This window comes from Paenibacillus sp. FSL P4-0081, from assembly GCF_000758565.1.
In the GTDB taxonomy this organism is placed as follows: Bacteria; Bacillota; Bacilli; order Paenibacillales; family Paenibacillaceae; genus Paenibacillus_AQ; species Paenibacillus_AQ phytohabitans.
This window is the reverse complement of sequence record NZ_CP009280.1, coordinates 5,076,996-5,098,353: the sequence shown is the minus strand read 5'-3', so window position 1 is coordinate 5,098,353 and position 21,358 is coordinate 5,076,996. Positions and strand designations below refer to the sequence as shown.

Here is a 21,358-nt window from a genome sequence, read left to right as displayed (position 1 = left end):
GTGGAGAGTTGGATATTACGCTGGCTTCAGATGAAGTAATCAGTCGGATCAAGCAGCTTCAGTCTGGTGGAGGTACCGTAAACAAGAAGCAGGTTAAGCAGCAGGATCCGGAGTTAATGCGCAGTGCGCTGCATTATTTTCCGAGCTGGGAACATGCCGTGAAGAACGCCGGATTGCTGTAATTGAATCAGATACACAAAAAACCGGAAGATCCGCAGCACACTGCGATTCTTCCGGTTTTTTGCGTGCCGCCAGCAGAAATAGGGTTACTTCTTGTGCGGAACAGCCTTGGGGCTCTTGATCTGCAGCTCGATGGCCTGCTGGTTCAGCTGCAGCTCATCCATATAAGCATTGACCTTCATCCGCAGCTTGTGCAGCATTTCGATATGCATATCATGAATACGGTCTTCGATACAGAATGCCGAACAAGCCAGATATCCATCTGTATAGGATTTGGTATCATCCACTACCGTATTCAATTTCTCTTTGTAAATCCGCTTTACAGGGCCGCTTTCGGGTTTGATCTCATAGTAGCGGTTCGTTTCCGTCAGCAGTCTCCAATGACTGGCCTCGACATCGTATTCATCCTTCTCCAGCTGTACGGTCACTTTAAAAATTTTAATAGGACTGTTCATGTTGAGCAAAACCTCCTGCAACCCCCATACTTATGTTCAATTCTCACTATAGGACTCAGAGATTATAGCATGCGTCAGCTGTATTTCCCACTGGAATATTAGGTAAAGTGATGTGATATATTGCAGTAGCTATTACAATGTAGGATATGACAATACGGTTATTTTAAGGAGGGAGAGATTGTAATGAAAAAGCTCATCATCGTAAACGGTACAATGGGCGTTGGCAAGAGTTCAGTATGTAAACAGCTATTCAAGTCGCTGGACCGCTCCGTATGGTTGGATGGGGACTGGTGCTGGATGATGCAGCCTTGGACTGTGAATGACGAGAATATCATTATGGTTGAGAATAACATAAACTACTTGCTGCACAGCTTCTTAACGAATACGTCGTTCGATTACGTAATCTTCAGTTGGGTTCTTCACCGTAAAGAGATGATTGACCGTTTGCTAGCTAGGCTGTCAGATCTGGAATTTGAACATCAGGTAATTACACTGACCTGTTCGGAATCAGCACTCAGGCAGCGGATGCAGGAAGATCATAGAACGGAGGAGCAGATCAATCGGAGTCTGGAACGGATAAGCACTTATGCAGGAATGCCTTCACATTCAGTGGATACAAGTGAGATCGGACTGGATGAAGTTGTTCTGCAGATTAAAGACAGACTGTTGTAGAGGACGGCAAGTCAGCGGATGAATCTGTCTCTGTGCTCCTGAATGGAAGGGGTAGTAACCGCAGTGAAAACTGTAGTATATTTCCAAGCGATCGTTTACAATAAATCCATTATTGTCCTTGGATGGCAATGATGAAACCACCTACATAAAAGGAGATAAGAGATGAAGAACACCGTTGCAAAAGGACATCCGGTTATTTTCTCGCTGATGCTGGGAGTCGTCCTGACCCTTCTAGTTTCAGTAGCATCTGCAGTAGCATCTATTCAGGAGTTTGGGGACATGGGGGTAAGAAATGCCCAGGCCTGCGCCTTTCTGGTTATGGCCATCATCGTTACTGTATATATGAAGCGAAAGGATTCCTCGCTTGAGAGATTCGGCTTCCGCAAGCTTGACGCCAAGCAGGCCAAGCCTGTGCTGTTCTACATCCCCCTGTTGATTCTTGCGGTAGCCCAGCCGGTTATATCTGGAATCAATGTGGAGACGACGGCGGCTGAAGTGATCAGTATCGTGATCATGACTATGATTGTGGGGTATACTGAGGAATCCATTTTCAGAGGAATCATCAGAGATAAGCTGAAGCATAAGGGGTCTGTATTTTATATTGTATTCTCGTCCGTAATCTTTGGTGCTCTACATATGGCCAACGCGTTTGGCGGAAATGATATCATAAGCACACTTCTCCAGGTTGCCAATGCAATGCTGCTGGGCTGCGTACTCGCCCTGCTGATTGAGGCAGGCAACAATATCATCCCGCTGATCGCCTTTCATTTCATTTATGATGCTCTGGCTTTGGTCAGCAATGAGAACTTGGAGCATGAGGTTTTGATAGTGGGTATTCTGAATATCATGTATCTGCTGTATGGCATTTATTTAGTTATTGAATTAACCCGGCGGAATAAAAATCATAGCCTGTCAATGTAAATTAACCGGCCGGCATTCAGGAAGTTATCCCGGATGCCGGCCGGAAATCCGATTAATGATAACGCATACATAACATGAAACCAGCAAGCCGGAGCAAATTATCCCTAAAAAGAGTAATCGTTAGGCATGGGCATTCTGCTTATAAATAGCAGGGAATTTCAGGGATTATGCCGGGATATGCAGGTTTTTGAAGTTTTAAATTTTATTGTTTCTGGGATATAATATAGACATCACCAAAGGAGCCACAGCAACAGTCCACAGGTGGTAACTACAGGTGATTGCCTCATTCCTAAATTTAGCAATGAATGAAGGAAAGGAGAGAATCCCGATGTACTAGCGTTAGCGAAGCGTGCCGGAATCGGCTGCTGATGAGGAAGGTGGATGATAACATCTTCTGGCAGATCGTGGGTATGCGGGAACCCAAGAGCAAATCTTTGAAGATGAACCAAAGCTATTCATTCAAGCAAGAGTAATCTTGCGGAAGAAAGAGCGTGATTCCGTTGAAAAAGGTTAGCGAAGCGTACTAAAACGATTCTTCACAGCAGGGAAAACGTCCGTGAAAACGTTTTTCGTGAAATCGTGTACGCGGGAATTCACCCCATATGCAGGACATGGAGCAACACTCCGAAGAGGAGCGAACGGGCAACACGGTAACATGAAATTTGAACAATCACCATGTCAGGGATATGGCTTTGTTAGCAGGAGGAAATGATTGAATTGAATACAGGAATAAACACATAAATCCCCGTGCCTCAAGTAATCAGGCAGCGGGGATTTATGCGTATATACATAAGGTACTCCATTTCGCCAGTGCGGCTGAAATGGAGTTTTTTGAATCTTTTCAGCGTACAGAAAGAAGGCGGGAAGCTGCTTGGTTTCACCGGAGAGGCAGCTTATTTGGAGGCTGCTAAAGTCCGCTTGGATTCATAAGCTGCGGTACAATATACTCGCCGAATGCATCAGGCGGAGGGTTGTTACGGCCCCGCATGTTGTCCCGGGTCAGCACGACCACCGTCTTAAGCTCCGGAAGTACATACACAAATTGCCCGGCGTACCCGCGTGCATAATAATAATCCACAGCAGCAGACCCCCCGGTTCTGGTATCACCCGTTATTGAATCTGTCCACCAGTGCCAGCCGTATCCGCCATGGCGGGGCGGTTCAGCCGGCAGAGCCGGCTGCGCCGAACATGCGACCCGTTCGCCGGATATAATCTGCGAATTCTCCCATACACCCTGCTGCAGATAGAGCTGTCCGAATTTCAGCAGGTCGGCGGGCCTCAGCTTCAGCCCGTAGCCGCCCGTATGGATGCCTTGGGGATCTGTCTCCCACTCATACTCCGTAATTCCGAGAGGTCCGAAGAGATATTGCTCGGCGAATCTTGCTGTGCTCATTCCTGAAGCCTGCACCACAATAGACGACAGCAGTTGCGAGATCCCTGAGTTATACTCCATCCGGGTTCCCGGTTCATCCGCGAGCGGCTGCTCCAGTACATAGTTCACCCAATGGGAGGAACGGGTCATCTTGGGGAAGGAATTCGCTCCGCCGAATTCGGTCCAGCGAAAGCCGGCCGACATGGTTAACAGCTGTCCGATTGTAATTTGCTGCTTGCGTGTATCAGCGTCACGGCTGAGCTGCGGGAAGTATTCGCTGATAGGAGCCGAAGGACCGGAAAGCTGGCCTTGGTCCATCGCGATGCAGACCAGCGCGGAGAGTATGCTTTTGGTGCAGGAGTTGATCTTGGCAATCTCGGAAGAAGTGCGCTGATCTCTATAATGTTCAAAGATCAGACTGCCCTGCTGCTGGATCAGACAGCTCCGCAGATTCAGCGGCTTTAGGGAGTCGGAAAGTGCTGACAGGTTCATAGTTGTGTCCTTTCGGTATGTCATCCGGGCAGCTCTTATATCATGCTGCCCATACTGCTGGCTTCCTTGCTTTATGGATTTGCAGTAATCTTTGGATGGATTGGCTTAATTATCTCAAGCTGTAGTGAAGAAGTCCAATTCAACCGTCCGGCTGGGAAGCTTCCTTGGAATGACAGCTTAATTAGGAAGTGTAATGGAATCAGAGACCACGCCGAAGGTAGAGGCTTTGATATAAGCCTGTTTCTGCAGAGCTTCCAGCTGTTTAGCGGTGCCGGTTACGACTACACCAATAATTGTGATATCATCCGGTTCCAGAATATTATTATCCCCGGCCAGGCTCTGATGAACCTGATCTGCTTCCCAGGTGAAGTTTTTGCCGTGCTTCCGCAGCTGTTCGACACTATTAATGAAGGAGTTTACACCGCCGTAGGGGGCAAACTGCTCTCCATGAAATCCGTAGATGATCATCGAATCAGCTGCGATGGTCTGGCGCGTTTCCTTCAGGTATTTTTTATAAGAGGGAGTATATGCATCCGTCCATAACCAGACAGGCTGCATCCCGGCAGGCAGAAGCTTCTGCGTCTTATCCAGCGTATAGGCCTGGTCAAAAGACAACGCCATCTCCACAAGTGTATCGTCTCCCAGCTGCTTCAGCTGGCTGATGCTGTCCTCATAGGAATCATAATCAATCTCCGGATGATAAAAGATCATTTCCCGGTCCCCGGTGGCAGAGTTGTAACGGTGTGTGGACGCTGCGCTCAGCTGTTCCGGGAGAGAAATCGCTCCAAATGCGCCATACCTGCCGGTCGAGTGGCCCAGCAGATTATAGGATTCCTCGATGGGCTGCCAGATATAAGGTTTATTTCCCAGCCATTTGTAAGTCTGATTGTAGGTCTCGCCTCCAAAGCTGTCTAATTTCACCGACTGGTTGCTGATGTGCACATTGGGTGCACTGATCTCATTTTTCCAGAGAATCTCAGACTGCACCTTGTCTCCCTGGTTCAGTCTCAAGTGGTAGAGGCCATACCAGATAACGGCGAGAATAACCGGGGTTACGATAACAATGATGCCAATGGTCTTCAGGGTGGAGCGGAGTCTGGCTTTTTTGATTATCTGCTGAGCCCCTTTCCCTCCGAAAATAAACGGGTCCTGTTCATGATTCTGTTCCATTTAATAGTCCTCCCCATAATGTTTGATGAATTGGTTTTTGGCGCGTGTAACATGAGTCTTGAGCGTGTTCTCATTCATACCGTACAGGGACGAGAGCTCCTTGTAAGTAAGGTTCAGCTCATATTTGAGAATCAGCAGCTCCTGATGCTGCTCAGAGAGCATAGACAGCGTGTCGCGGATATTCTGTGCGGTTTCCCGCCTCAGCAGCTGGATCTCCGGCAGATGGGTTAAAGAAAGAAGCTGGATATCGTCAACATCGACCGCCGGATGACGTTTGTCTTTTCGCTTGAGATCATAGAACTGATTGGTGGCGACACGGAACATCCAGCCCATGACTTGTTTCGGGCCGATACCATCCTGATAGGTTAAGTATTTATAACAGGTGTCCTGAACGATATCTTCAGCATCCTCGCGGGCGAGTCCGCGTTTCCTCAAATACCGGTATAGCAAAGTTCCGGCTTGCTGCAGAAAGTGATGAATGGTTTCTTTGGCCATGTCCTGCCCCCTTCCCCTATACAACGCTAAGCTCCGTGAAAAGTTTACAGCAGCCGTTACATTCAGTATTCCTTAATTATAAATGTTCACTACCAGCAACAGCTTCAGCAGTTCAGTTAATATAATATCAGTATGTAAAATATTAGCGGCAACGGAGGAAATCTATGTATCAGGAAAATGAATTGCAGATTCGGCCGATAGCTGAAGGGGATCTATTCAGACTGTGGGAGCTCTCACACAAAGAGGAAGCACCGGAGTGGAAGAAATGGGATGCACCTTACTACGAACACAAGCGGATTCCGTGGGAAGAGTATTATGGGAACAGAGCGGAGATTGTTGGATGCGGAAAAAATTGGGTAATAGAAGTAGAGGGCGGGGTTATTGGCGACGTCAGTTACTATTGGGAGCATGAGCCATCCCTTTGGCTGGAAATGGGTATTATCATCTATGATCCGGCATATTGGAGCAGCGGTTACGGGACTAAAGCTCTCAGACTGTGGATCGGTCATCTGTTCAATGCGTATCCGCTGGTCCGTGTAGGCTATACCACATGGTCCGGGAATGAGCGGATGATCAGGACCGGGGTGAAATTAGGCATGACGATGGAAGCAAGACTCCGGAAATGCCGTTACTACGATGGGCAGTTCTACGATTCTATTCGAATGGGGCTGCTTAGAGAGGAGTGGGAGGCTTTAGAATTGAAAGGATCAGCCGCTGGAGCCGCTGAGGGTTCGCGAACAAAATTAGACAAATAAGCATGAAATACCTGCATTTTGCACGATATGAAACAATTAAAATGTTTCTTTGTGAAAAAAGACACAATATTGTGAAAACTATCACGTTGTTATCATAAAAATTTTAATATATAATAAAGTTAATTAAAAGAAACAGGGGGAATTAAAAATGAAATTATTCAAAGTTCTAGTAGTAGCAGGGGTATCAGCAGCATTGTTGTCGGGTTGTGGATCGAATAATAATAACGCAGCTAATAATGCAGGTGCAGCAGCAACAACAGCTCCAGCCACAGAGCAGACTGATGCAAAAAGCACAGCTTCGATTGTTAACCAGGCAGATGCCTTCACTGCTGCTGTAAGCGAAAGCGGCAACTGGATTGTAGCAATCCTGAACGATCTGACCGTTGACAAAGATGTTGTTGTAGCCGGTGAATTCCATGACAAAGGCGATGCATCTGCAGCGATCTACCGTAAGCTTGCCCTGTATGCACAAGATGCAGATCACAAGGTTACAGCTACCTACACACTGACAGCACCTAAAGTAACTGTACAGAGCGAGAACTTCCGCGTTCAAGGCGGTACAATCAAAGGTGACGTATATGTAGAAGCTAACGGATTCAACCTGTACAAAGATGCTACTATCGACGGTAACCTGTACTATGCAAGTGAAGATGTGAAGGCTACTGCTGTGATCGAAGGCAAAGTAACCGGAGCAAATGAAGTTAAATAATTCAAACCTAATATAGCAGTTACAATATTAGAATGGATTGCAAACAGCCTGTAGACAGGCCCTTTGGGGCTTGCTCTACGGGCTTTTTTGTATTCTGCGCTGAAATATTCTATAGTATTATGGAAGGTATTGTAAGCGCAAACACATGGGACAGGGGATGCAATTATTCATGAAGAATAGCCGGAGATTGGGAATGGCTGCCGGAGTGATTCTAGCTTCCGTAGCCGTACTCTATTTACTTTTGTATATGTATGAAAGACCGGGCGGATGGTCTGACCAGCGGATGTCCCGCTCACTCGGAATGGACCAGACCCTCCAGATTCCACTTGGCAAAAGTCCGGAAGAAGCTGTCCGGCTGTTCCGCGCCTCTGACACGATGACTGTAATTCATCAGGAGCCTGCAGCCAGAGGGGAGCTGGTATTTCTTACCCGGCCGGGGCAGCAAGGCAGCAGTAATCTTCAAGTAGAGTATGTCCGCAAAACCTGGCTCGGATGGAAGTGGGTATGGGGAGGCGGCTACGGAATGGGCGGAGGTCCGGAGAGCTCTGCAATAAATTATATGTGTTTTCCTGAACTGGAGCATATTTCGACTCCATTTCCCATGGTGATCGGAGATGTTCTGAACCCGTCCATTCAGCATATTACAGTCGAGCAGAAGGAGGCAGGAACGGATACATCCGAAGCGAAGCTGATTAAAGTCGGATCAGACCGGACGATTTGGTTCGCTTTTCAGCCGGTTACGGCGGGTGTCCCGTTTGAGATTGAAGGGTTTGATGAGGACGGGGAAGTGGCCGCTTCCAAAATCATAACAGACGCCAGAGACAGCGGGGCGATTCCGCTTGGTGCTTCAAAATAAAAGTGCAGGGGCTTCGCATAACCTTCAATGGCGGGAGTGTTGCACGAAATACAACAATTCCCTTGTAATATCAGCCCTAATCGCAAATTGTTGTACACAATGCAGCATTCCTCCGTGAACAAGCCGTTAATTGGGAGAATTCCTGCATTTCATACAACAATCTTCCCGAGTATCCGGGTATCTAAGTATCAAAGTTGCAAAACGTACAACATTTCTATTTGAGTCTGAAAAGAGACGAAGACTCCGGCCGCCGTGGTGACACGGACCTTCGGGGTCTTCGTCTGTAATTGTGATTTGTTTTCCCGGGAGAACTGATGTTATGCCGGTAATACTGAAGTAAGGGATTTCGCATAGGATGCGGATTCCAATTCTTCAACCGGTGCTGTTCTAAACTGTAAATGATACAGCTCCGCATAGAGCCCATCCTGTTCAATGAGCGCATCATGTGTGCCTTCTTCAACAATTCTTCCATGATCCAGAACAATGATCCGCGAAGCCTCCCTTACCGTTGAGAGCCTGTGGGCAATCACGAGGGTGGTCCGGTCTTTCATCAACAGATCAAGCGATTGCTGAACCAGCCGTTCGGACTCGTTGTCGAGTGCTGAAGTAGCTTCATCCAGCAGCAGGAGCGGGGCATTACGCAGAAAAGCTCTGGCGATGGCGAGGCGCTGCCGTTGACCGCCTGATAAAGTAGAGCCGTGTTCACCGATCAGCGTGTCGTATCCTTCAGGCAGCCGCATAATAAATTCATCTGCACCTGCCAGGCGGGCAGCTTCCCGGATTTCTTCATCGCTGGCATGTTCATCGCTGAACGCGAGATTATCCCGGATGCTGCCGGAGAACAGGTAAGGATTCTGCGGCACATAGGAGATCCTCAGGCGCGCCGCCTCCAGGTGATCATGCACACCATAACCGCACACGGTAATACTGCCGGCCTCCGGTTCATAGAGTCCGCAGCACAACCGTACAAGTGTCGTCTTGCCCGAGCCGCTGGGGCCCACAACGGCAACCGTCTCGCCATACTTCAGCTCAAGGTGGATCCCGCTCAGACAGGTTCCCTCCCTGGACTGGGGTCCCGCGAAGCTGTAGTGCAGCCCCTGTATGCTTAGTGCAGCAGCTTCCGCCAAGGCGGTTGCTTCAGCGGCGGCTACCGCAGCGGATGCGGTAGCAGAATCCTGTTCATCGCCAGATGCTGCCCCTTCCCGGGGAGCATCAAGAATCTCAAATACACGGTCAGCTGCCCCGAGAGATTCCTGTACTCCGCCCCATGTCTGCGACATATGGACGAATGGCCACTGAACACGTCCCATCAGGATGATGAAGGCAAGCACTTCCCCTGCCGAAGTCTCCCCACGGAGCGCTGACCGGGCAATTAGTACCGCACAGCTGATCATTACTGCATTGTTGATGAAGGCTGAAGAATGCCAGAGCAGTGCGTTTAACAGAGTTTTTTGCTTCTGGAGCCGGTTCAACTGCTCGCGTTCAGCTGCATACCTGCCCAGCAGCGTACTCTCCAGTGAAAATGAACGGATAACCTTCATCCCCTGGAGGGTCTCCTGCAGGATTCCCCGCAGCAAGGCTTCCTGGGCATAGATTTCCGTGAACAGCTTACGCAGTCTGCGGTCAAAGAAACGGCCGGACAGAAAGACAACGGGGCCCGTTCCAAGTGCAAGTAGTGCAAGCCAGACATCCATGCTGGCCAAATACAGAAATGCAACCAGGCAGAGCAGAAGATTATAACCCAGATCGTAGACCAGACTGCTAATCATCCCCATGGCCGCTCCGGCATCCTTGGTATTCCGGGAGGTCAGATCCCCGGAGTGCATGGCTTCCAGCTGGCGGTAAGGCAGCCGGTGGCTCGCGTCAAACAGCTTCGCCCGGAAATCCCAGGCCATCCGGCTGTGCACGGTGAAGCGGAAGTAATGCTGCAGCATAAGACAGAGAATAATCAGGAAGCAGGCCAGTGAACAAATTAAGGTTATCCGTGTCAGTGACTGCATGTTCGTGCTGTTGATCGTATCAATGAAAACCTGCTGAATTGTAGCAAATCCGATATCCAGTGCAAGCCTGGCCATTAGCAGCACTATTGCTGCCAGAAAGCCGAGCCGGTATGGCTTGACATAAGGAAGCAGCCGCTGGAGGGCTTCCCCGAGCCGGATTCGGCCGGATGATGATGATTTAGTATTCATTTTGCAGTCCTCCTCCGGCAGCAACCTCTGTCTGAACGCCCGCCTGGGCCATTGCGTGATATTTACCTTGCAGCGCCATCAGCTCCATATGGGTCCCTTGTTCAACAATTGTTCCGGCCTCCATGAAGTAGATATGATCAGCGTACTTAATAGTTGAGAGCCGGTGGGCGACTACGACCGTTGTCCGGTTCGTCATCAGGGCCTTCAATGCCTGCTGGACAATCTCTTCATTATGGCTGTCAAAGGCAGCAGTAGGTTCATCAAGCAGCAGCAGCCCCGGTTCACGGACGAAGGCGCGAGCAATCGATAGACGCTGGCGTTCACCTCCAGATAAGGTAAGCCCTCGCTCACCGATGAGAGTATTGTATTCCTGCGGCATCCGCATAATGAACTCGTGGATACCTGCATTCTGTGCGGCGGCTATCACCTCTTCCCGGGAGGCTTCCGGCCGTCCCCAGGCAATATTCTCGTATAGAGTTCCGGAGAACAGATAAGGCTCCTGGGATACATAGGCGATACGGCTGCGCCAGCTGCGCGGAGGAATCGTATGTAGGGGCGTGCTGCCGTGATAAATGCTTCCTCCGTCAGGTACATAAGCTGCAAGCATTAGCTGAAGAATCGTGCTCTTGCCGCTCCCGCTGGCTCCGGCGAAAGCGGTAACCTTACCTGGTTCAATCCGCAGCTGAGTTTCAGTTAATACCTTCGTTTGTCCGTACCCGAAGCTGACATTGTTGAATATGAGCGGCAGCTGTCCGGCAACGGGCAGATTAACGGTATCCCGTGCTTCAGCCAGATGCCCTGCGGTACCCGAATTAGCAGGGCTGATGCCTTCTTCGGTTAAATCCATGATCTCAAATAAACGCTTCCCCTGTGCCAGCGAAGCCTGCAGTTCTGTCCACAGGTTGGCAAGCCGCGATACCGGATTCGAAATTTGTTCAAAGCAAATGAGAAAAGCAGCAACGGCGCCTACATCAATCCGCCCTCCAATTACAAGATAGCCGCCATAGGAGAGTACATACAGTAATCCGCCCAGGATAACAGCCAGAGGCATATTGTAACCTACAGCTTCTACCCGAGAGAGCGGCAGGTGGACTGTGTTGTATTGCCGGACTCTGCTGGTGAATTGCCCGAGCAGACGGGTAGCAAGGGAGAAGGCACGCACCACCTCAGCGCCCTGCATCGAATCCTGGATGAATGCCTGCTGGGCGCTCTCAATGCTCTGACGCTGCTCATTCATGGTGCGGAGCCGTGAGGTGAAGGGGAGCATAACCAGCGGAACCAGTGCACAGATGATGACTGTCCCCAGTGTCAGAGCAAATTGCAGAGACAGCAGATAAGTGAGCAGAAAACTGATTTGCAGCAGATTGCTTATCAGTTCAATCGTCTTCCGGTTTATTCCCTGCTGTGCGGCTGGAGCCGAGTCATTCATCCGGCTGATTAGATCGGCGGAATGATAGCGGTCCAGATCCTTCATCCGGACATTCAGCATTCTTGTCAGCATGGACATCTGGAGTTTCGAGGTAGATTTGATCTCAAGCAGACCTGAGAGATATGTATTCAGAAAGTGGACTCCGGCATCCGTAACTACGATGACAGCAGCAAAGGTCATTCCGGCTGTCAGACCGGAGGTGTTGTGGTTGGTGGCCGCATTGATAATCCGCCGCAGGGACTCAGCCAAACCTACAGTTGTGAGTGAGCTGACCGCTGCCAGAACACACAGAATGATATACCAGCCTGTATAAGGTTTGCCTAGCTGCAGCAAACGTATAAATGTACTCTGGGCAGCGGCGGGCGGTTCATCCAGCGGCGTTGCCGCGGTATTCGTGATCCTGTTCAAGTGGACCCCTCCAGTTATCAACTCATGAATTGATCTTTGTCCAGCATAACTTTAGCCATCAAGGCCAGCAGACTGCGCAAAGTATCGGTTCTAAGCACGTAATACAGCCGGTGATCCACCCGCTCGACATCGAGCAGATCCAGAAAGAACAGGAAGTTGGAATGATACTTCACAGCAGCCGGTGTAATGCCTAGCGCTGCAGCAATCTCTTGGCCGTAATGCGGACGCTGCTTGAGTAACAGCAGGAAGTCCAGCCGCCGCTTATCCGAGAAGGCTTTGAGAAACAGTTCGGTTTTCTCCCGGTCAGCGGCGGGTCCGTGCACCCGTTCATTATTAATGCCGAAGATGACCCAGCCGACCTGCCCGGCATCGGTGTGGAAATTGTAAAAGCCATTTGCCACCTGGAAAACAAAGCTGACATGGAAGGTGACGGGGAAGTCAAACAGCGAAGGTTCATTATTGTGGATTTCACGAATGAAAACCTCAGGGTTGCTGCGGAATTGAGCCTCATACCTGCGGGAAGCCTGCTCAGAAAGCTCACGGATCCGGTCTTTCCAGTGAATGAAGACATCCTGATTGAACTGACGCAATAGCTGCAGGAAGCGCAGCTTGGTCTCTTGCGGATTAGCGAGACATTCAAGCAGCGGCGCATGGGCTTCAGCAACCTCGGGCTGCGGTTTTGTTGCAGTCACCAGTTCAGAGAGCTTCTTCAGATCCTTCTTGACCAGCTCCCAGTCGTTGCCCTGGAGCAGCGCTTCCAGGTTATCGTTGTAGACGCCGTAGGCCATCTCTGCAACGATATGCTCCGCAGGGCTGTTATCCAGCCGGTTAATCAACGCCTCTGCAGTTAGCACTTCCCGATGAGTGAAGATGGATTCATACAACGGGAAATCAAGTGCATGATGAAGCAGGTCATAACGGAAAAAAAACAGCAGCTCACGGGTAAAGAAGGGGGATAACCGCTTGCGCGCATCATCAAGATAGGCTCCAAGCAGCTCATCTGCTTCGATTTTATAATCCTCTGCCAAATCTGAGATCTGGTCCTCACAAGCAAGCATTCCCATGGAAATCACAAGCTCGATTGCTTCGTTGTAAGCAAAGCGGATATTCTTCAGTAATGTCTCCTGCAAAGAATGGTTCATCATGTCCTCCAGTTAATTATTTTGAATACTGAATGTTGACTAACATACAACAACATTCAGTGAATACTTAATGTTAAAATAAACCATATACAAGAAATTGTAAAGTGAACATTGTGTGCGGAAGCTGATCTTCAGGATGGTGATCCTTTGATATTATGGAAGAATGAAGAAGAAGGGTGTAGAATACATAAGAGTTGTTTGTTCAGAAATTGAGTTCAAAGAGGTGTGTTCATTGAGAAAATGGTTCATTATTGCCCCTTTGCTGCTGAGTTTAACGGGGGCGGGGACAGGCTACGCAGCTCCGGCGGATCAGCCGGCGGTTACGGTTACAGTCAATGGGAAGCTGGTGAATTTTGATGTGCAGCCAGTGAATGATCAGGGTACGGTGTATGTTCCCCTCCGCTTCGTGGCGGATGAGCTGGGCGGGATGATTGTTCCGGGGAATAATAAAGCAATCATAATCTCCAAAGGAACCATTACGCTGAGTCTAACGGCGGGCTCGACCGCAGCCTATAAGAATCAGCAGCCGTTCACGCTGGCCGCGGCTCCGAGACTGGTGAATGGAAGAATGCTGGTGCCGCTCCGGGTGCTTTCTGAGGTTTTTGATGCAACGGTCACCTATGCCAACGGTCAGGTAGCAATCAAGCAGGAAGAAGCCGTACAACCCGTCGGTTCTGGTATAACCGGGAATTCGGTGGGCAATCTGAACAATGGGGGCTTGTACGCTACAGACAATGAATGGGTATATTTCAATAATCCGCAAGACTCGGGGAGGCTCTATAAACAGAAGAAGGAGGGTACTGAACTTCAGAAGCTCAGCGATGACGAATATGCGGCTTATATTAATCTTGTAGACGGAAAGCTGTATTATACGGGCGACAACAACAAGCTGTTCAGCATGAATACGGACGGCTCGGACCGGACGATGCTTAGAGATTTTGCCATCGGGAAGAACCTGGTGACGGTTGCTGATAATTGGATCTACTTCACGCAGGGAAATTCTTCGATGAACAAGCCGCTCTACCGGATGAAGACCGACGGCAGCTCCAGAACGGTGCTTGAACAGTACGGGGTATCCAGCCTGGCGGTGTATGGCGGAAAGATCTACTACACGATTGACTTCAGTAAGCTGTTTGTTATGGATCTGAACGGCAGCCACAAAAAGAAGCTGCTGGATGGCGGATACATCACTAATATAGTGATGAAAGACGATATTATGTACTTCAATTTCAAAGAGAATTTATATATTATGAACTTGGATGGAACCGGATTAACCCGAATTTCCGGTCTGAATGGCAAAGAGATGAATCTGAGCGGAAACCATCTGTACTTCAGCAATTACTCAGAGTACAGCAAGAAGCTGTACCGGCTCAATCTAACCGATTATACCAGTGAGAAGCTGGGTGATGACAAGACTTTATATATCCACATCGTGGATAACAAGCTGTATTATTTGAATGCTGTAACAAACCGTTTTGTAGAACTAGACATCGAATAGGGAGGGATGATTACAATGGCTATGGCCGTAAATGCACCTGATCTTTCATCCAGGCCGTATAACCTGAGTGTGGAACGCCTGTTGTCAGCCTCACCAGAAGACCTGTACAAGGCTTGGACGAAGCAGTTTGACCGCTGGTTTGCAGCGCCGGGCACGGTGTCCATGGAGGGAAGCGTGAATACTCCGTTCTTCTTCGAAACACGCCATGAAGGCCAGCGTTATCCGCATTACGGGCGATTCCTGAGTCTGGAGCAGGACCACCTGGTGGAAATGACCTGGGTTACCGGTGCAGGAGGGACGAAGGGGGCGGAAACCGTGGTACGGGTTGAATTAGAGACTCGGGGTACTGATACCCTGCTTCGCTTGACGCATGCCGGTTTCCCGGATGAGGAGTCCAGGGACCAGCATGAGCAGGCGTGGCCGATGGTGCTGGAGCAGCTTGAGAAGGTGCTGGCGGCAGAGTAACAGAGCGGATTCCGTAACATAAGAAGTGGACAAGGGTACAGTGCTATGCGGGCGCAGAAGAATATGGATTAAGCCAGCTGGGACATGTATTCATAGGCTGTAAGGCCGAAGACACTTTTGAAATGCCGGTTCAGGTGAGTCAGGTCTGTGAAGCCGCATTCCGCTACTGCGAAATAGACATCTTTGGTCTTTTCGATCGATTGTCTCGCATGCTCAACCTTGCAGTTCAGGAAGAATTGGTAAGGCGAAATGCCTGTATGTGATTTGAACTCGCGGATGAACTGGTATTTGGACAGGCCTAACTCCTGTGAGATGTGATCAAGCTTAAGCACTTGGCCGAGGCTGTAGTACATCATTTCCTTGGCCTGCTGAACAAAGGCACTATCGGTCCGCATGGCCGCTTCGATTTCGGTGTGGGCGGCCAGATGGGCCAGCTGAAGCAGCAGTTCACTGCAAAGTGCGCTGTCAGCACCATTCTGGACCGCTTGATTCAAGGAACAGATGGATTGCGCCAGCTCCTTGTCATAGACGATAGGCGAGGTGAACCGCAGTTCCTGCTTGCCCAGAATCTCTGCAAACATGGCCGGCTTGATATAGAGCATGACATAATCAATACCTTCTCTATCATAGGAATTGCCGTCGTGATACTGCTCGGGGTTAAACAACATGACACCGCCCGGATGGGAGGAGTGCAGGCTGCCGGCCAGATGGTATTGCTGGATACCGCGCAGTGTTACGCCCAGGGCATATTCTTCGTGACAATGCTTTTTGTAAGTGAAATCCGTCATGCTGGCCGATAAGGCGAGAATCTCTGCAGACTTTCTATAATTGAATTGTTCCACCTTAATCACCGTCCTCTATAAAATTCCGGATACCATTACAGCAGAGTATACTAGAAAAAGTGCCATGATACTATTCATCACCTGCTGATGCCGCTGCAGAAAGCTCTTGAATATGGAGCCGAATACGACCCAGGTAGTGAATGCGAGAAAACCTATTACAGTAATTACCATAACGAAGATGAAGGCTGCTGCGGGTGAACTATAATAAGGCATAACGTAACCCGGGATAACGGTCAGCGTGAACAGCAGCACCTTCGGATTGGCGAATTGCATCAGCAGCCCGGAGACAAATCCGGAGGATTGCCGGGGATTCTCCTCGGTACGGCCCATAGTGTAGACCTGGTAAGCCAGGTAGAGCATGTACAGGCTGCCGATGATCTGCATAACGCCAAGAATATGCGGAAGGATGTCCGCAAGCATGCGGTTCAGCAGGGCAGAGGCGGCAAGCAGCAGTCCAAACGCCAGAGTTGCTCCGCCAACGTATCCCATTGTTTTTCTGGCCCCGTGATGCTGTACGGAAGATAGAATCACTATATTGGTAGGGCCGGGTGTGAAGGTTACCACAATACAATAGATGATAAAAGAAACGATATTCATGATGACCTCCAGGTGAAGTAGTCACATGAATATACACCCGGCAGGGAAATGGCTATAGTACATTATTGCAGGTGCCCGCCTGAGAGGCACTATAGTCCGGAGCTCCGGTATACTAGTCAATGTGAACCTGGCTGCTTGCGGGAAGAGGGGAGAGAACACTGTTGACCTTGTTTTATTATATCGCCGCTGACCGTGAGCTTCCTGCCGGCTCCTTCGGACAGCGGGGGACCATGATGAAGCTCAAGGATTACTTGATGCAGAATGATCCTGCTGCCCTGGACAAATTTCCAGTGAAGGGTATGAGGGAGAGCGGTACGCTGGAAGGGAAAATGATTGAGGTCTTTGAGACGGCGGAGGATGCTGCCGGCCTGTATGTTTCCGGACCGCTGACACAGGAGGATTCGTCGCATCTGTTCAAGAAACCTCTGGTTTATCAGGTGAATCCTGAAGGGGGAAGCTTCCAAATGATCTCCGAAGTGGCTGAGCCCTATCCCGGTGCTGCTGTAACAGGCAGGAAATGCGTTGCGGAGTTATTCCGTTATCTGCAGGATAACCTGCTTCCTGGTGAGCAATTCGAGCTGTATTCCTGCTTTGCAGATGATACAGGACGATTCGGGGAGCTGCCCCGCAAGGAGCTTAACCGGCAGATCAGCCTCTCCGGGTTCCAGGCGGAGCCGGATTTCGAATGGAAGAATCGCCAGTTCATCGTTGTCAGCGAATAAGAGCGAGCTATTTAGACATTCATTTGGTGCGGCATCCTTCCAAACTTTTGAGAAGCATCTATTTCTTTTGGGTATATCCAAAAAAGGTGTGCAAGCCATCATGGGCCCGCACACCTTCTATTCATTTGGAAGTTTAGATATTGACTGCTACAAGATAATAAGTGTTCGTTTCTTTATCCATATCAAATTCAAAAAATACACTGAATGAAGATATGAAGAAGCCGGGTAATTCTACTTTGTAGCACAATGTAGTAGAGGTTGAATATTTTTCAGACCAGGTTGTGTCTAATTTCACATCACTAAGTGTGGCACTCTTTAAAATACCCGCATATTTCGTGATAACTCCACTATCATTCAATTTTACTACCCCGGAAATCGATTTAGCTGCATTGTCCTTCGATGTTTTTTTGTAGCCCATGTCGTAGTCATTTAAATCGTCAATCACATATTTATCGATTAAAGCATTATAGCTTGAGTTGGATCCGGAAGTTAAGGCAATTCCGTAAGCTTGGATAAAAGCTAATGCTACCGATTTGTTATTTTCGCCTACTGCAGTGAGATCATGATTATAAGGCAGGGTGAGCAGTCCACTTGGAAGGCTGCTTGACTGAGAGGCAGGGGCGGTAGCTGCTGGAGCAGTTGTTACTGGTACGTTAGTGACTGGTGTAGTCGTAGCTGATGATGAATCATTATAAGGTTCTCCGGCGCTGGCACTTCCTGTAGTTGTAATGGCAACGGTTTTAGTACCAGCATTCCAAAGAACGGATGCATTCATTGCTTCACCGACTGCCTTGGCGGGAAGGTAGGTTGAACCATTGTATACTAGAGGGGAGAGTTTATTTCCACTAGCATCTTTAGGAGTCCACGAAACGCCATTCACAGTAAACTTAATAGTACTATTAAGGTAAGCTTGTACTAACGAAACCCCGTCTGCAGCGTAAACCCCTACAGCCCCGCATAACAATCCGGTAGCCAAAATGGAAGAGATAAATACTTTTTTTGTAATATTCATACTAAATAATTCCTCCTACTCACTATATGATATTTGCCCTATGTATTAAAATCTCAATAATATATTTATTTTCCTTTCTAAGGAATTTATATTGCTTTAATATTATCGACATCTGTAATGTTATTATTTAGGGGTATTTTATAAATAGTTATTGCTATATAGAGTCAACTTAAGAATCTGACTTGTTGCATGGACGAAACCCGGCTCAGGAAGAGGTGTGTCTATCGGCTGGCCATCATTTTTAAGTTCAGCTTACACAAGTGGTGATAATGGACAGTTTTACTTATCTAATAGGAGGTTTCACACTATGGAAGAATGTTTGATTTGCAGCCGCATTAATATGATCAAAGAAGGCACAAATAAGTACTTTGTAGCCGAGCTCGAGACAGGGTATGTGGTGCTTGGAGACCATCAATATTTCGAAGGCTACACTTTATTTCTGGGTAAGGAACATAAACGCGAGCTGCATGAACTGGACAGCGGCTACAAACAGAAATTTCTGCTCGAAATGAGCATCGCAGCAGAAGCGGTGTATAAGGCATTCAAGCCGCACAAATTAAATTATGAGCTGCTGGGAAACGGCGATTCGCATATGCACTGGCATATTTTCCCGAGACAGCTAACGGAACCGAATCCGGCACATCCCGTCTGGTAGACACCCAGAGAAACGATGTACGCAGACAGCTGCAAACCAAGTGAGGAAAGGCTGGCAGAACTGAAACAGGCATTATTGACTGAACTGAATAAGTTAGTCTAATTCAGCGTACATATTGATTAACCCGGAGGCCCTGGTCCCCGGCTGCGGATCCCGCATCTTTCCCAAGTGGAAGAGGTGCGGGATTATTGATGCCCCCTATACATGGTATTACCCTCAAACAAGCTCCGAACCTGCTGCGCCATCTCTTCCGGAGCATGCGGCATCCGGTTCTGAATCCACCACTCGACAGTGCCCACGAAGGCCGAGGCCATGAAATGGGCAATGAGCTGTTTATCCATTCCTTCAGGAACAGACTTCTCCATCTCCAGCTTATGAATTACATTCGCCGAGACAATCTCCAGCAGGCGTTCACGGAAGATTGTGGTTCTCTGGTTGGCAAGCATAGCCGAGAAGAACAGGAAGTTCTGTTCGAAATAGAGAAATACCGGCTTCATTTCGCTGATGAGTCCAACATCTCCGTCCGGAGTGCGGGTCATATTGCAGGATAGGAACATTCTGCCCAGATGGTCCTCAATGCATCTGTTGAGCAGATCATATTTGTCGGTGTAGTGCAGATAGACGGTTCCCCGGTTTACATTTGCCCGTTCCGCGATATCGTTGATCGTGATTTGTTCCAGCTCCTTCTCCCCAAAAAGCTCCAGAAAAGCTCTGTTAATCGCTTCTCTTGTTCTCAGAATCCGTCTGTCTGTCTTGATTCCGGTACCCATGATGATGAACCTCCTTCAGTTAATGAACACATAGCCTGCACTTGTTGCATATAGGACATTTCCGCTTACATTAGCGATTGAATTACCATCTCTTCTCTATATAATAATAATCAACACCAGTCAGATAATCAACACAAGTTGAATAAAGGAGAGGTCACAAGTGGAAAATAAACAATCCAAAGTCATCATCATTACGGGAGCTTCAAGCGGTATAGGCGAAGCTGCAGCCCGGCTGCTGGCTCAAACAGGCGCAAAGCTCGTCTTGGCAGCCAGAAGAACAGAGCGCCTGCAGACCATTGTCAGTGAAATTGTGCAGGAAGGCGGTGATGCCGTGTATCTGCAGACCGATGTAACTTCTGCAGAGGAGATGGAGAAGCTGGCAAGATTCGCCCTGCAGCAATTCGGACGTATTGATGTACTGGTGAATAACGCCGGGGTAATGCCCGCATCCATGCTGCAGGAGCTGAAGGTACATGAATGGGATCAGATGATCGATGTCAATATCAAAGGCGTGCTGTATGGCATCGCTGCCGTTCTGCCAGTTATGAGGGAGCAGCAGTCGGGGCATATCATCAACCTGTCCTCGGTAGCAGGTTATAGCGTGAGTCCTTCATCTGCAGTCTACAGCGCGACCAAATATGCTGTCCGGGCCATCTCTGAAGGGCTGCGCCAGGAAGAATCAGCCGCCTCCCATATCCGTTCGACCATTATCTCGCCGGGGATGACGGACACAGAGCTGACCCACACGATCAGCAGTCCGGAGATCCGGGCGATGGCAGGCCAGATGAACAGCATGGCAATATCTCCTTACAGTATTGCCAGAGCGATCGTATATGCGATTAATGAACCTGAGGATACCAGTGTGAATGAGATTGTGATTAGACCGACGATCCTGCCATAAGCCTGTGCTGAACCATCAGTAGAAGCCGGCCAGCGAAGGAATGAGACAAGCAGCGCAGCTCCTGTTAGGGGGAGGCGCTGCTTTTTGCTATATTTGCAGGGTGAGTTCTATAAAGGAATTATAGGGTGTGAAGCGAATGGTTTCAGGATAACCATAATGAAAGGGTGAGCCTAACCATGGCCTCAAGCTCTAAAGAACCCGCAGCTGGTCGCAGCAAGACTGTGAAACTGACCGGACCGGAACAGGTAGCCCTATTTCTGAAGGAGCTGGAGCATCCGCTTAAAGATGAGATTGAAGAAGTACGGAAGATAATCCTGAGTGCAGCTGATGACATCACGGAGCAGATAAAGTGGAATGCGCCGAGTTTTTGCTACAACCGACAAGACCGTGTAACCATGAACTTGCAGGGGAAAGGCTGCTTCCGGCTGATCTTCCATACCGGTGTGAAAGTGAAGGAAGCAGCTGCCACGGAACCCTTGTTCACGGATACTTCCGGACTGCTGGAGTGGATCACGGGGGATAGGGCCGTTGTGAAGATTACGGATAATACGGATCTGGAGCTCAAGCGGGCGAAATTGGCCGCTCTGGTCGCCAGATGGATGAAAGAGACTGTTCAAAGCTGACTACCCTTCTTGTACGGACATACGAAGG

General features: G+C 49.0%; 23 protein-coding genes. 12 read left to right on the top strand and 11 right to left on the bottom strand.

Translation table 11 applies throughout. The annotated features are described in order from the left end of the window. Positions 1 to 8: 8 nt before the first annotated feature. Positions 9 to 182: a hypothetical protein gene (locus tag P40081_RS39085; RefSeq protein ID WP_171716245.1), complete on the top strand. Its 174-nt coding sequence runs from the start codon at positions 9 to 11 to the stop codon at positions 180 to 182. A gap of 84 nt (positions 183 to 266) precedes the next feature. On the opposite strand, the gene P40081_RS21875 is transcribed toward P40081_RS39085, so the two are convergent. Further along, the gene (locus P40081_RS21875) at positions 267 to 635 is read right to left on the bottom strand and encodes a hypothetical protein (protein ID WP_042138419.1); all 369 of its coding nucleotides are present in this window, start codon (positions 633 to 635) and stop codon (positions 267 to 269) included. Between the two features lie 183 nt (positions 636 to 818). Here P40081_RS21875 and P40081_RS21870 point away from each other — a divergent pair, with 183 nt between their 5' ends. Continuing rightward, on the top strand, positions 819 to 1,307 hold the full coding sequence (locus P40081_RS21870) for an AAA family ATPase (RefSeq protein WP_042138417.1): 489 nt from the start codon (positions 819 to 821) through the stop codon (positions 1,305 to 1,307). Positions 1,308 to 1,469: 162 nt separating this feature from the next. Further along, complete coding sequence (locus P40081_RS21865) at positions 1,470 to 2,228, top strand: CPBP family intramembrane glutamic endopeptidase (protein WP_042138415.1); 759 nt, start codon at positions 1,470 to 1,472, stop codon at positions 2,226 to 2,228. A gap of 907 nt (positions 2,229 to 3,135) precedes the next feature. On the opposite strand, the gene P40081_RS21860 is transcribed toward P40081_RS21865, so the two are convergent. The 3 genes from P40081_RS21860 to P40081_RS21850 form a co-directional block, all read right to left on the bottom strand. Beyond that, complete coding sequence (locus tag P40081_RS21860; protein WP_331281675.1) at positions 3,136 to 4,116, bottom strand: serine hydrolase domain-containing protein; 981 nt, start codon at positions 4,114 to 4,116, stop codon at positions 3,136 to 3,138. A gap of 153 nt (positions 4,117 to 4,269) precedes the next feature. Then, a complete protein-coding gene (locus tag P40081_RS21855) occupies positions 4,270 to 5,262 on the bottom strand; it encodes an anti sigma factor C-terminal domain-containing protein (RefSeq protein WP_042138411.1) in 993 nt (330 codons plus the stop codon). Further along, positions 5,263 to 5,757 (bottom strand): RNA polymerase sigma factor, encoded by a 495-nt coding sequence (locus P40081_RS21850; protein WP_042138410.1) that lies wholly within the window; start codon positions 5,755 to 5,757, stop codon positions 5,263 to 5,265. A 164-nt stretch (positions 5,758 to 5,921) separates the two neighbouring features. On the opposite strand from P40081_RS21850, the gene P40081_RS21845 reads away from it, so the two are divergent. From P40081_RS21845 to P40081_RS21835, 3 genes are all read left to right on the top strand, one after another. Beyond that, positions 5,922 to 6,512: a GNAT family N-acetyltransferase gene (locus tag P40081_RS21845; RefSeq protein ID WP_042138409.1), complete on the top strand. Its 591-nt coding sequence runs from the start codon at positions 5,922 to 5,924 to the stop codon at positions 6,510 to 6,512. Between the two features lie 148 nt (positions 6,513 to 6,660). Then, a complete protein-coding gene (locus tag P40081_RS21840; RefSeq protein ID WP_042138408.1) occupies positions 6,661 to 7,221 on the top strand; it encodes a polymer-forming cytoskeletal protein in 561 nt (186 codons plus the stop codon). Positions 7,222 to 7,390: 169 nt separating this feature from the next. Further along, complete coding sequence (locus tag P40081_RS21835; protein WP_231575166.1) at positions 7,391 to 8,077, top strand: hypothetical protein; 687 nt, start codon at positions 7,391 to 7,393, stop codon at positions 8,075 to 8,077. A 317-nt stretch (positions 8,078 to 8,394) separates the two neighbouring features. Here P40081_RS21835 and P40081_RS21830 read toward each other — a convergent pair whose 3' ends face one another. The 3 genes from P40081_RS21830 to P40081_RS21820 are packed head-to-tail and all read right to left on the bottom strand — an operon-like array spanning position 8,395 to position 13,248. After that, positions 8,395 to 10,266 carry an ABC transporter ATP-binding protein gene (locus P40081_RS21830; protein ID WP_042138406.1) on the bottom strand — a complete coding sequence of 624 codons (1,872 nt, stop codon included), beginning with the start codon at positions 10,264 to 10,266 and terminating at the stop codon, positions 8,395 to 8,397. Then, positions 10,256 to 12,103, bottom strand: a complete 1,848-nt coding sequence (locus P40081_RS21825) for an ABC transporter ATP-binding protein (RefSeq protein ID WP_042138403.1) — start codon at positions 12,101 to 12,103, stop codon at positions 10,256 to 10,258. Before P40081_RS21825 ends, P40081_RS21830 begins: the two co-directional genes overlap by 11 nt. Before the next feature lie 17 nt (positions 12,104 to 12,120). Next, on the bottom strand, positions 12,121 to 13,248 hold the full coding sequence (locus tag P40081_RS21820) for an ArsR/SmtB family transcription factor (RefSeq protein WP_197074255.1): 1,128 nt from the start codon (positions 13,246 to 13,248) through the stop codon (positions 12,121 to 12,123). A 229-nt stretch (positions 13,249 to 13,477) separates the two neighbouring features. Here P40081_RS21820 and P40081_RS21815 point away from each other — a divergent pair, with 229 nt between their 5' ends. Together P40081_RS21815 and P40081_RS21810 are read left to right on the top strand one after the other, a co-directional pair. Further along, complete coding sequence (locus P40081_RS21815) at positions 13,478 to 14,743, top strand: DUF5050 domain-containing protein (RefSeq protein ID WP_042138400.1); 1,266 nt, start codon at positions 13,478 to 13,480, stop codon at positions 14,741 to 14,743. 15 nt (positions 14,744 to 14,758) lie between these two features. Beyond that, on the top strand, positions 14,759 to 15,208 hold the full coding sequence (locus P40081_RS21810) for an SRPBCC family protein (protein ID WP_042138398.1): 450 nt from the start codon (positions 14,759 to 14,761) through the stop codon (positions 15,206 to 15,208). Between the two features lie 68 nt (positions 15,209 to 15,276). Here P40081_RS21810 and P40081_RS21805 read toward each other — a convergent pair whose 3' ends face one another. Together P40081_RS21805 and P40081_RS21800 are read right to left on the bottom strand one after the other, a co-directional pair. Further along, positions 15,277 to 16,050 carry an AraC family transcriptional regulator gene (locus tag P40081_RS21805; protein ID WP_042141316.1) on the bottom strand — a complete coding sequence of 258 codons (774 nt, stop codon included), beginning with the start codon at positions 16,048 to 16,050 and terminating at the stop codon, positions 15,277 to 15,279. A gap of 15 nt (positions 16,051 to 16,065) precedes the next feature. Next, positions 16,066 to 16,647 carry a LysE family translocator gene (locus tag P40081_RS21800; RefSeq protein ID WP_042138397.1) on the bottom strand — a complete coding sequence of 194 codons (582 nt, stop codon included), beginning with the start codon at positions 16,645 to 16,647 and terminating at the stop codon, positions 16,066 to 16,068. Between the two features lie 161 nt (positions 16,648 to 16,808). Between P40081_RS21800 and P40081_RS21795 the strand changes: the two genes are divergently transcribed. Further along, the gene (locus tag P40081_RS21795; RefSeq protein ID WP_042138395.1) at positions 16,809 to 17,369 is read left to right on the top strand and encodes a hypothetical protein; all 561 of its coding nucleotides are present in this window, start codon (positions 16,809 to 16,811) and stop codon (positions 17,367 to 17,369) included. Between the two features lie 133 nt (positions 17,370 to 17,502). On the opposite strand, the gene P40081_RS36545 is transcribed toward P40081_RS21795, so the two are convergent. Further along, entirely contained in the window at positions 17,503 to 18,381 is an 879-nt protein-coding gene (locus P40081_RS36545; RefSeq protein ID WP_052421933.1) for a stalk domain-containing protein, read from the bottom strand. A 307-nt stretch (positions 18,382 to 18,688) separates the two neighbouring features. Here P40081_RS36545 and P40081_RS21785 point away from each other — a divergent pair, with 307 nt between their 5' ends. Then, the gene (locus tag P40081_RS21785) at positions 18,689 to 19,036 is read left to right on the top strand and encodes an HIT family protein (protein ID WP_231575165.1); all 348 of its coding nucleotides are present in this window, start codon (positions 18,689 to 18,691) and stop codon (positions 19,034 to 19,036) included. 185 nt (positions 19,037 to 19,221) lie between these two features. Here P40081_RS21785 and P40081_RS21780 read toward each other — a convergent pair whose 3' ends face one another. Continuing rightward, the gene (locus P40081_RS21780) at positions 19,222 to 19,806 is read right to left on the bottom strand and encodes a TetR/AcrR family transcriptional regulator (protein WP_042138394.1); all 585 of its coding nucleotides are present in this window, start codon (positions 19,804 to 19,806) and stop codon (positions 19,222 to 19,224) included. A 160-nt stretch (positions 19,807 to 19,966) separates the two neighbouring features. On the opposite strand from P40081_RS21780, the gene P40081_RS21775 reads away from it, so the two are divergent. Then, positions 19,967 to 20,707 (top strand): SDR family oxidoreductase, encoded by a 741-nt coding sequence (locus P40081_RS21775; protein WP_042138392.1) that lies wholly within the window; start codon positions 19,967 to 19,969, stop codon positions 20,705 to 20,707. A 176-nt stretch (positions 20,708 to 20,883) separates the two neighbouring features. Further along, positions 20,884 to 21,330: a DUF1801 domain-containing protein gene (locus P40081_RS21770; RefSeq protein ID WP_042138390.1), complete on the top strand. Its 447-nt coding sequence runs from the start codon at positions 20,884 to 20,886 to the stop codon at positions 21,328 to 21,330. The last annotated feature ends 28 nt before the right edge of the window (positions 21,331 to 21,358 follow it).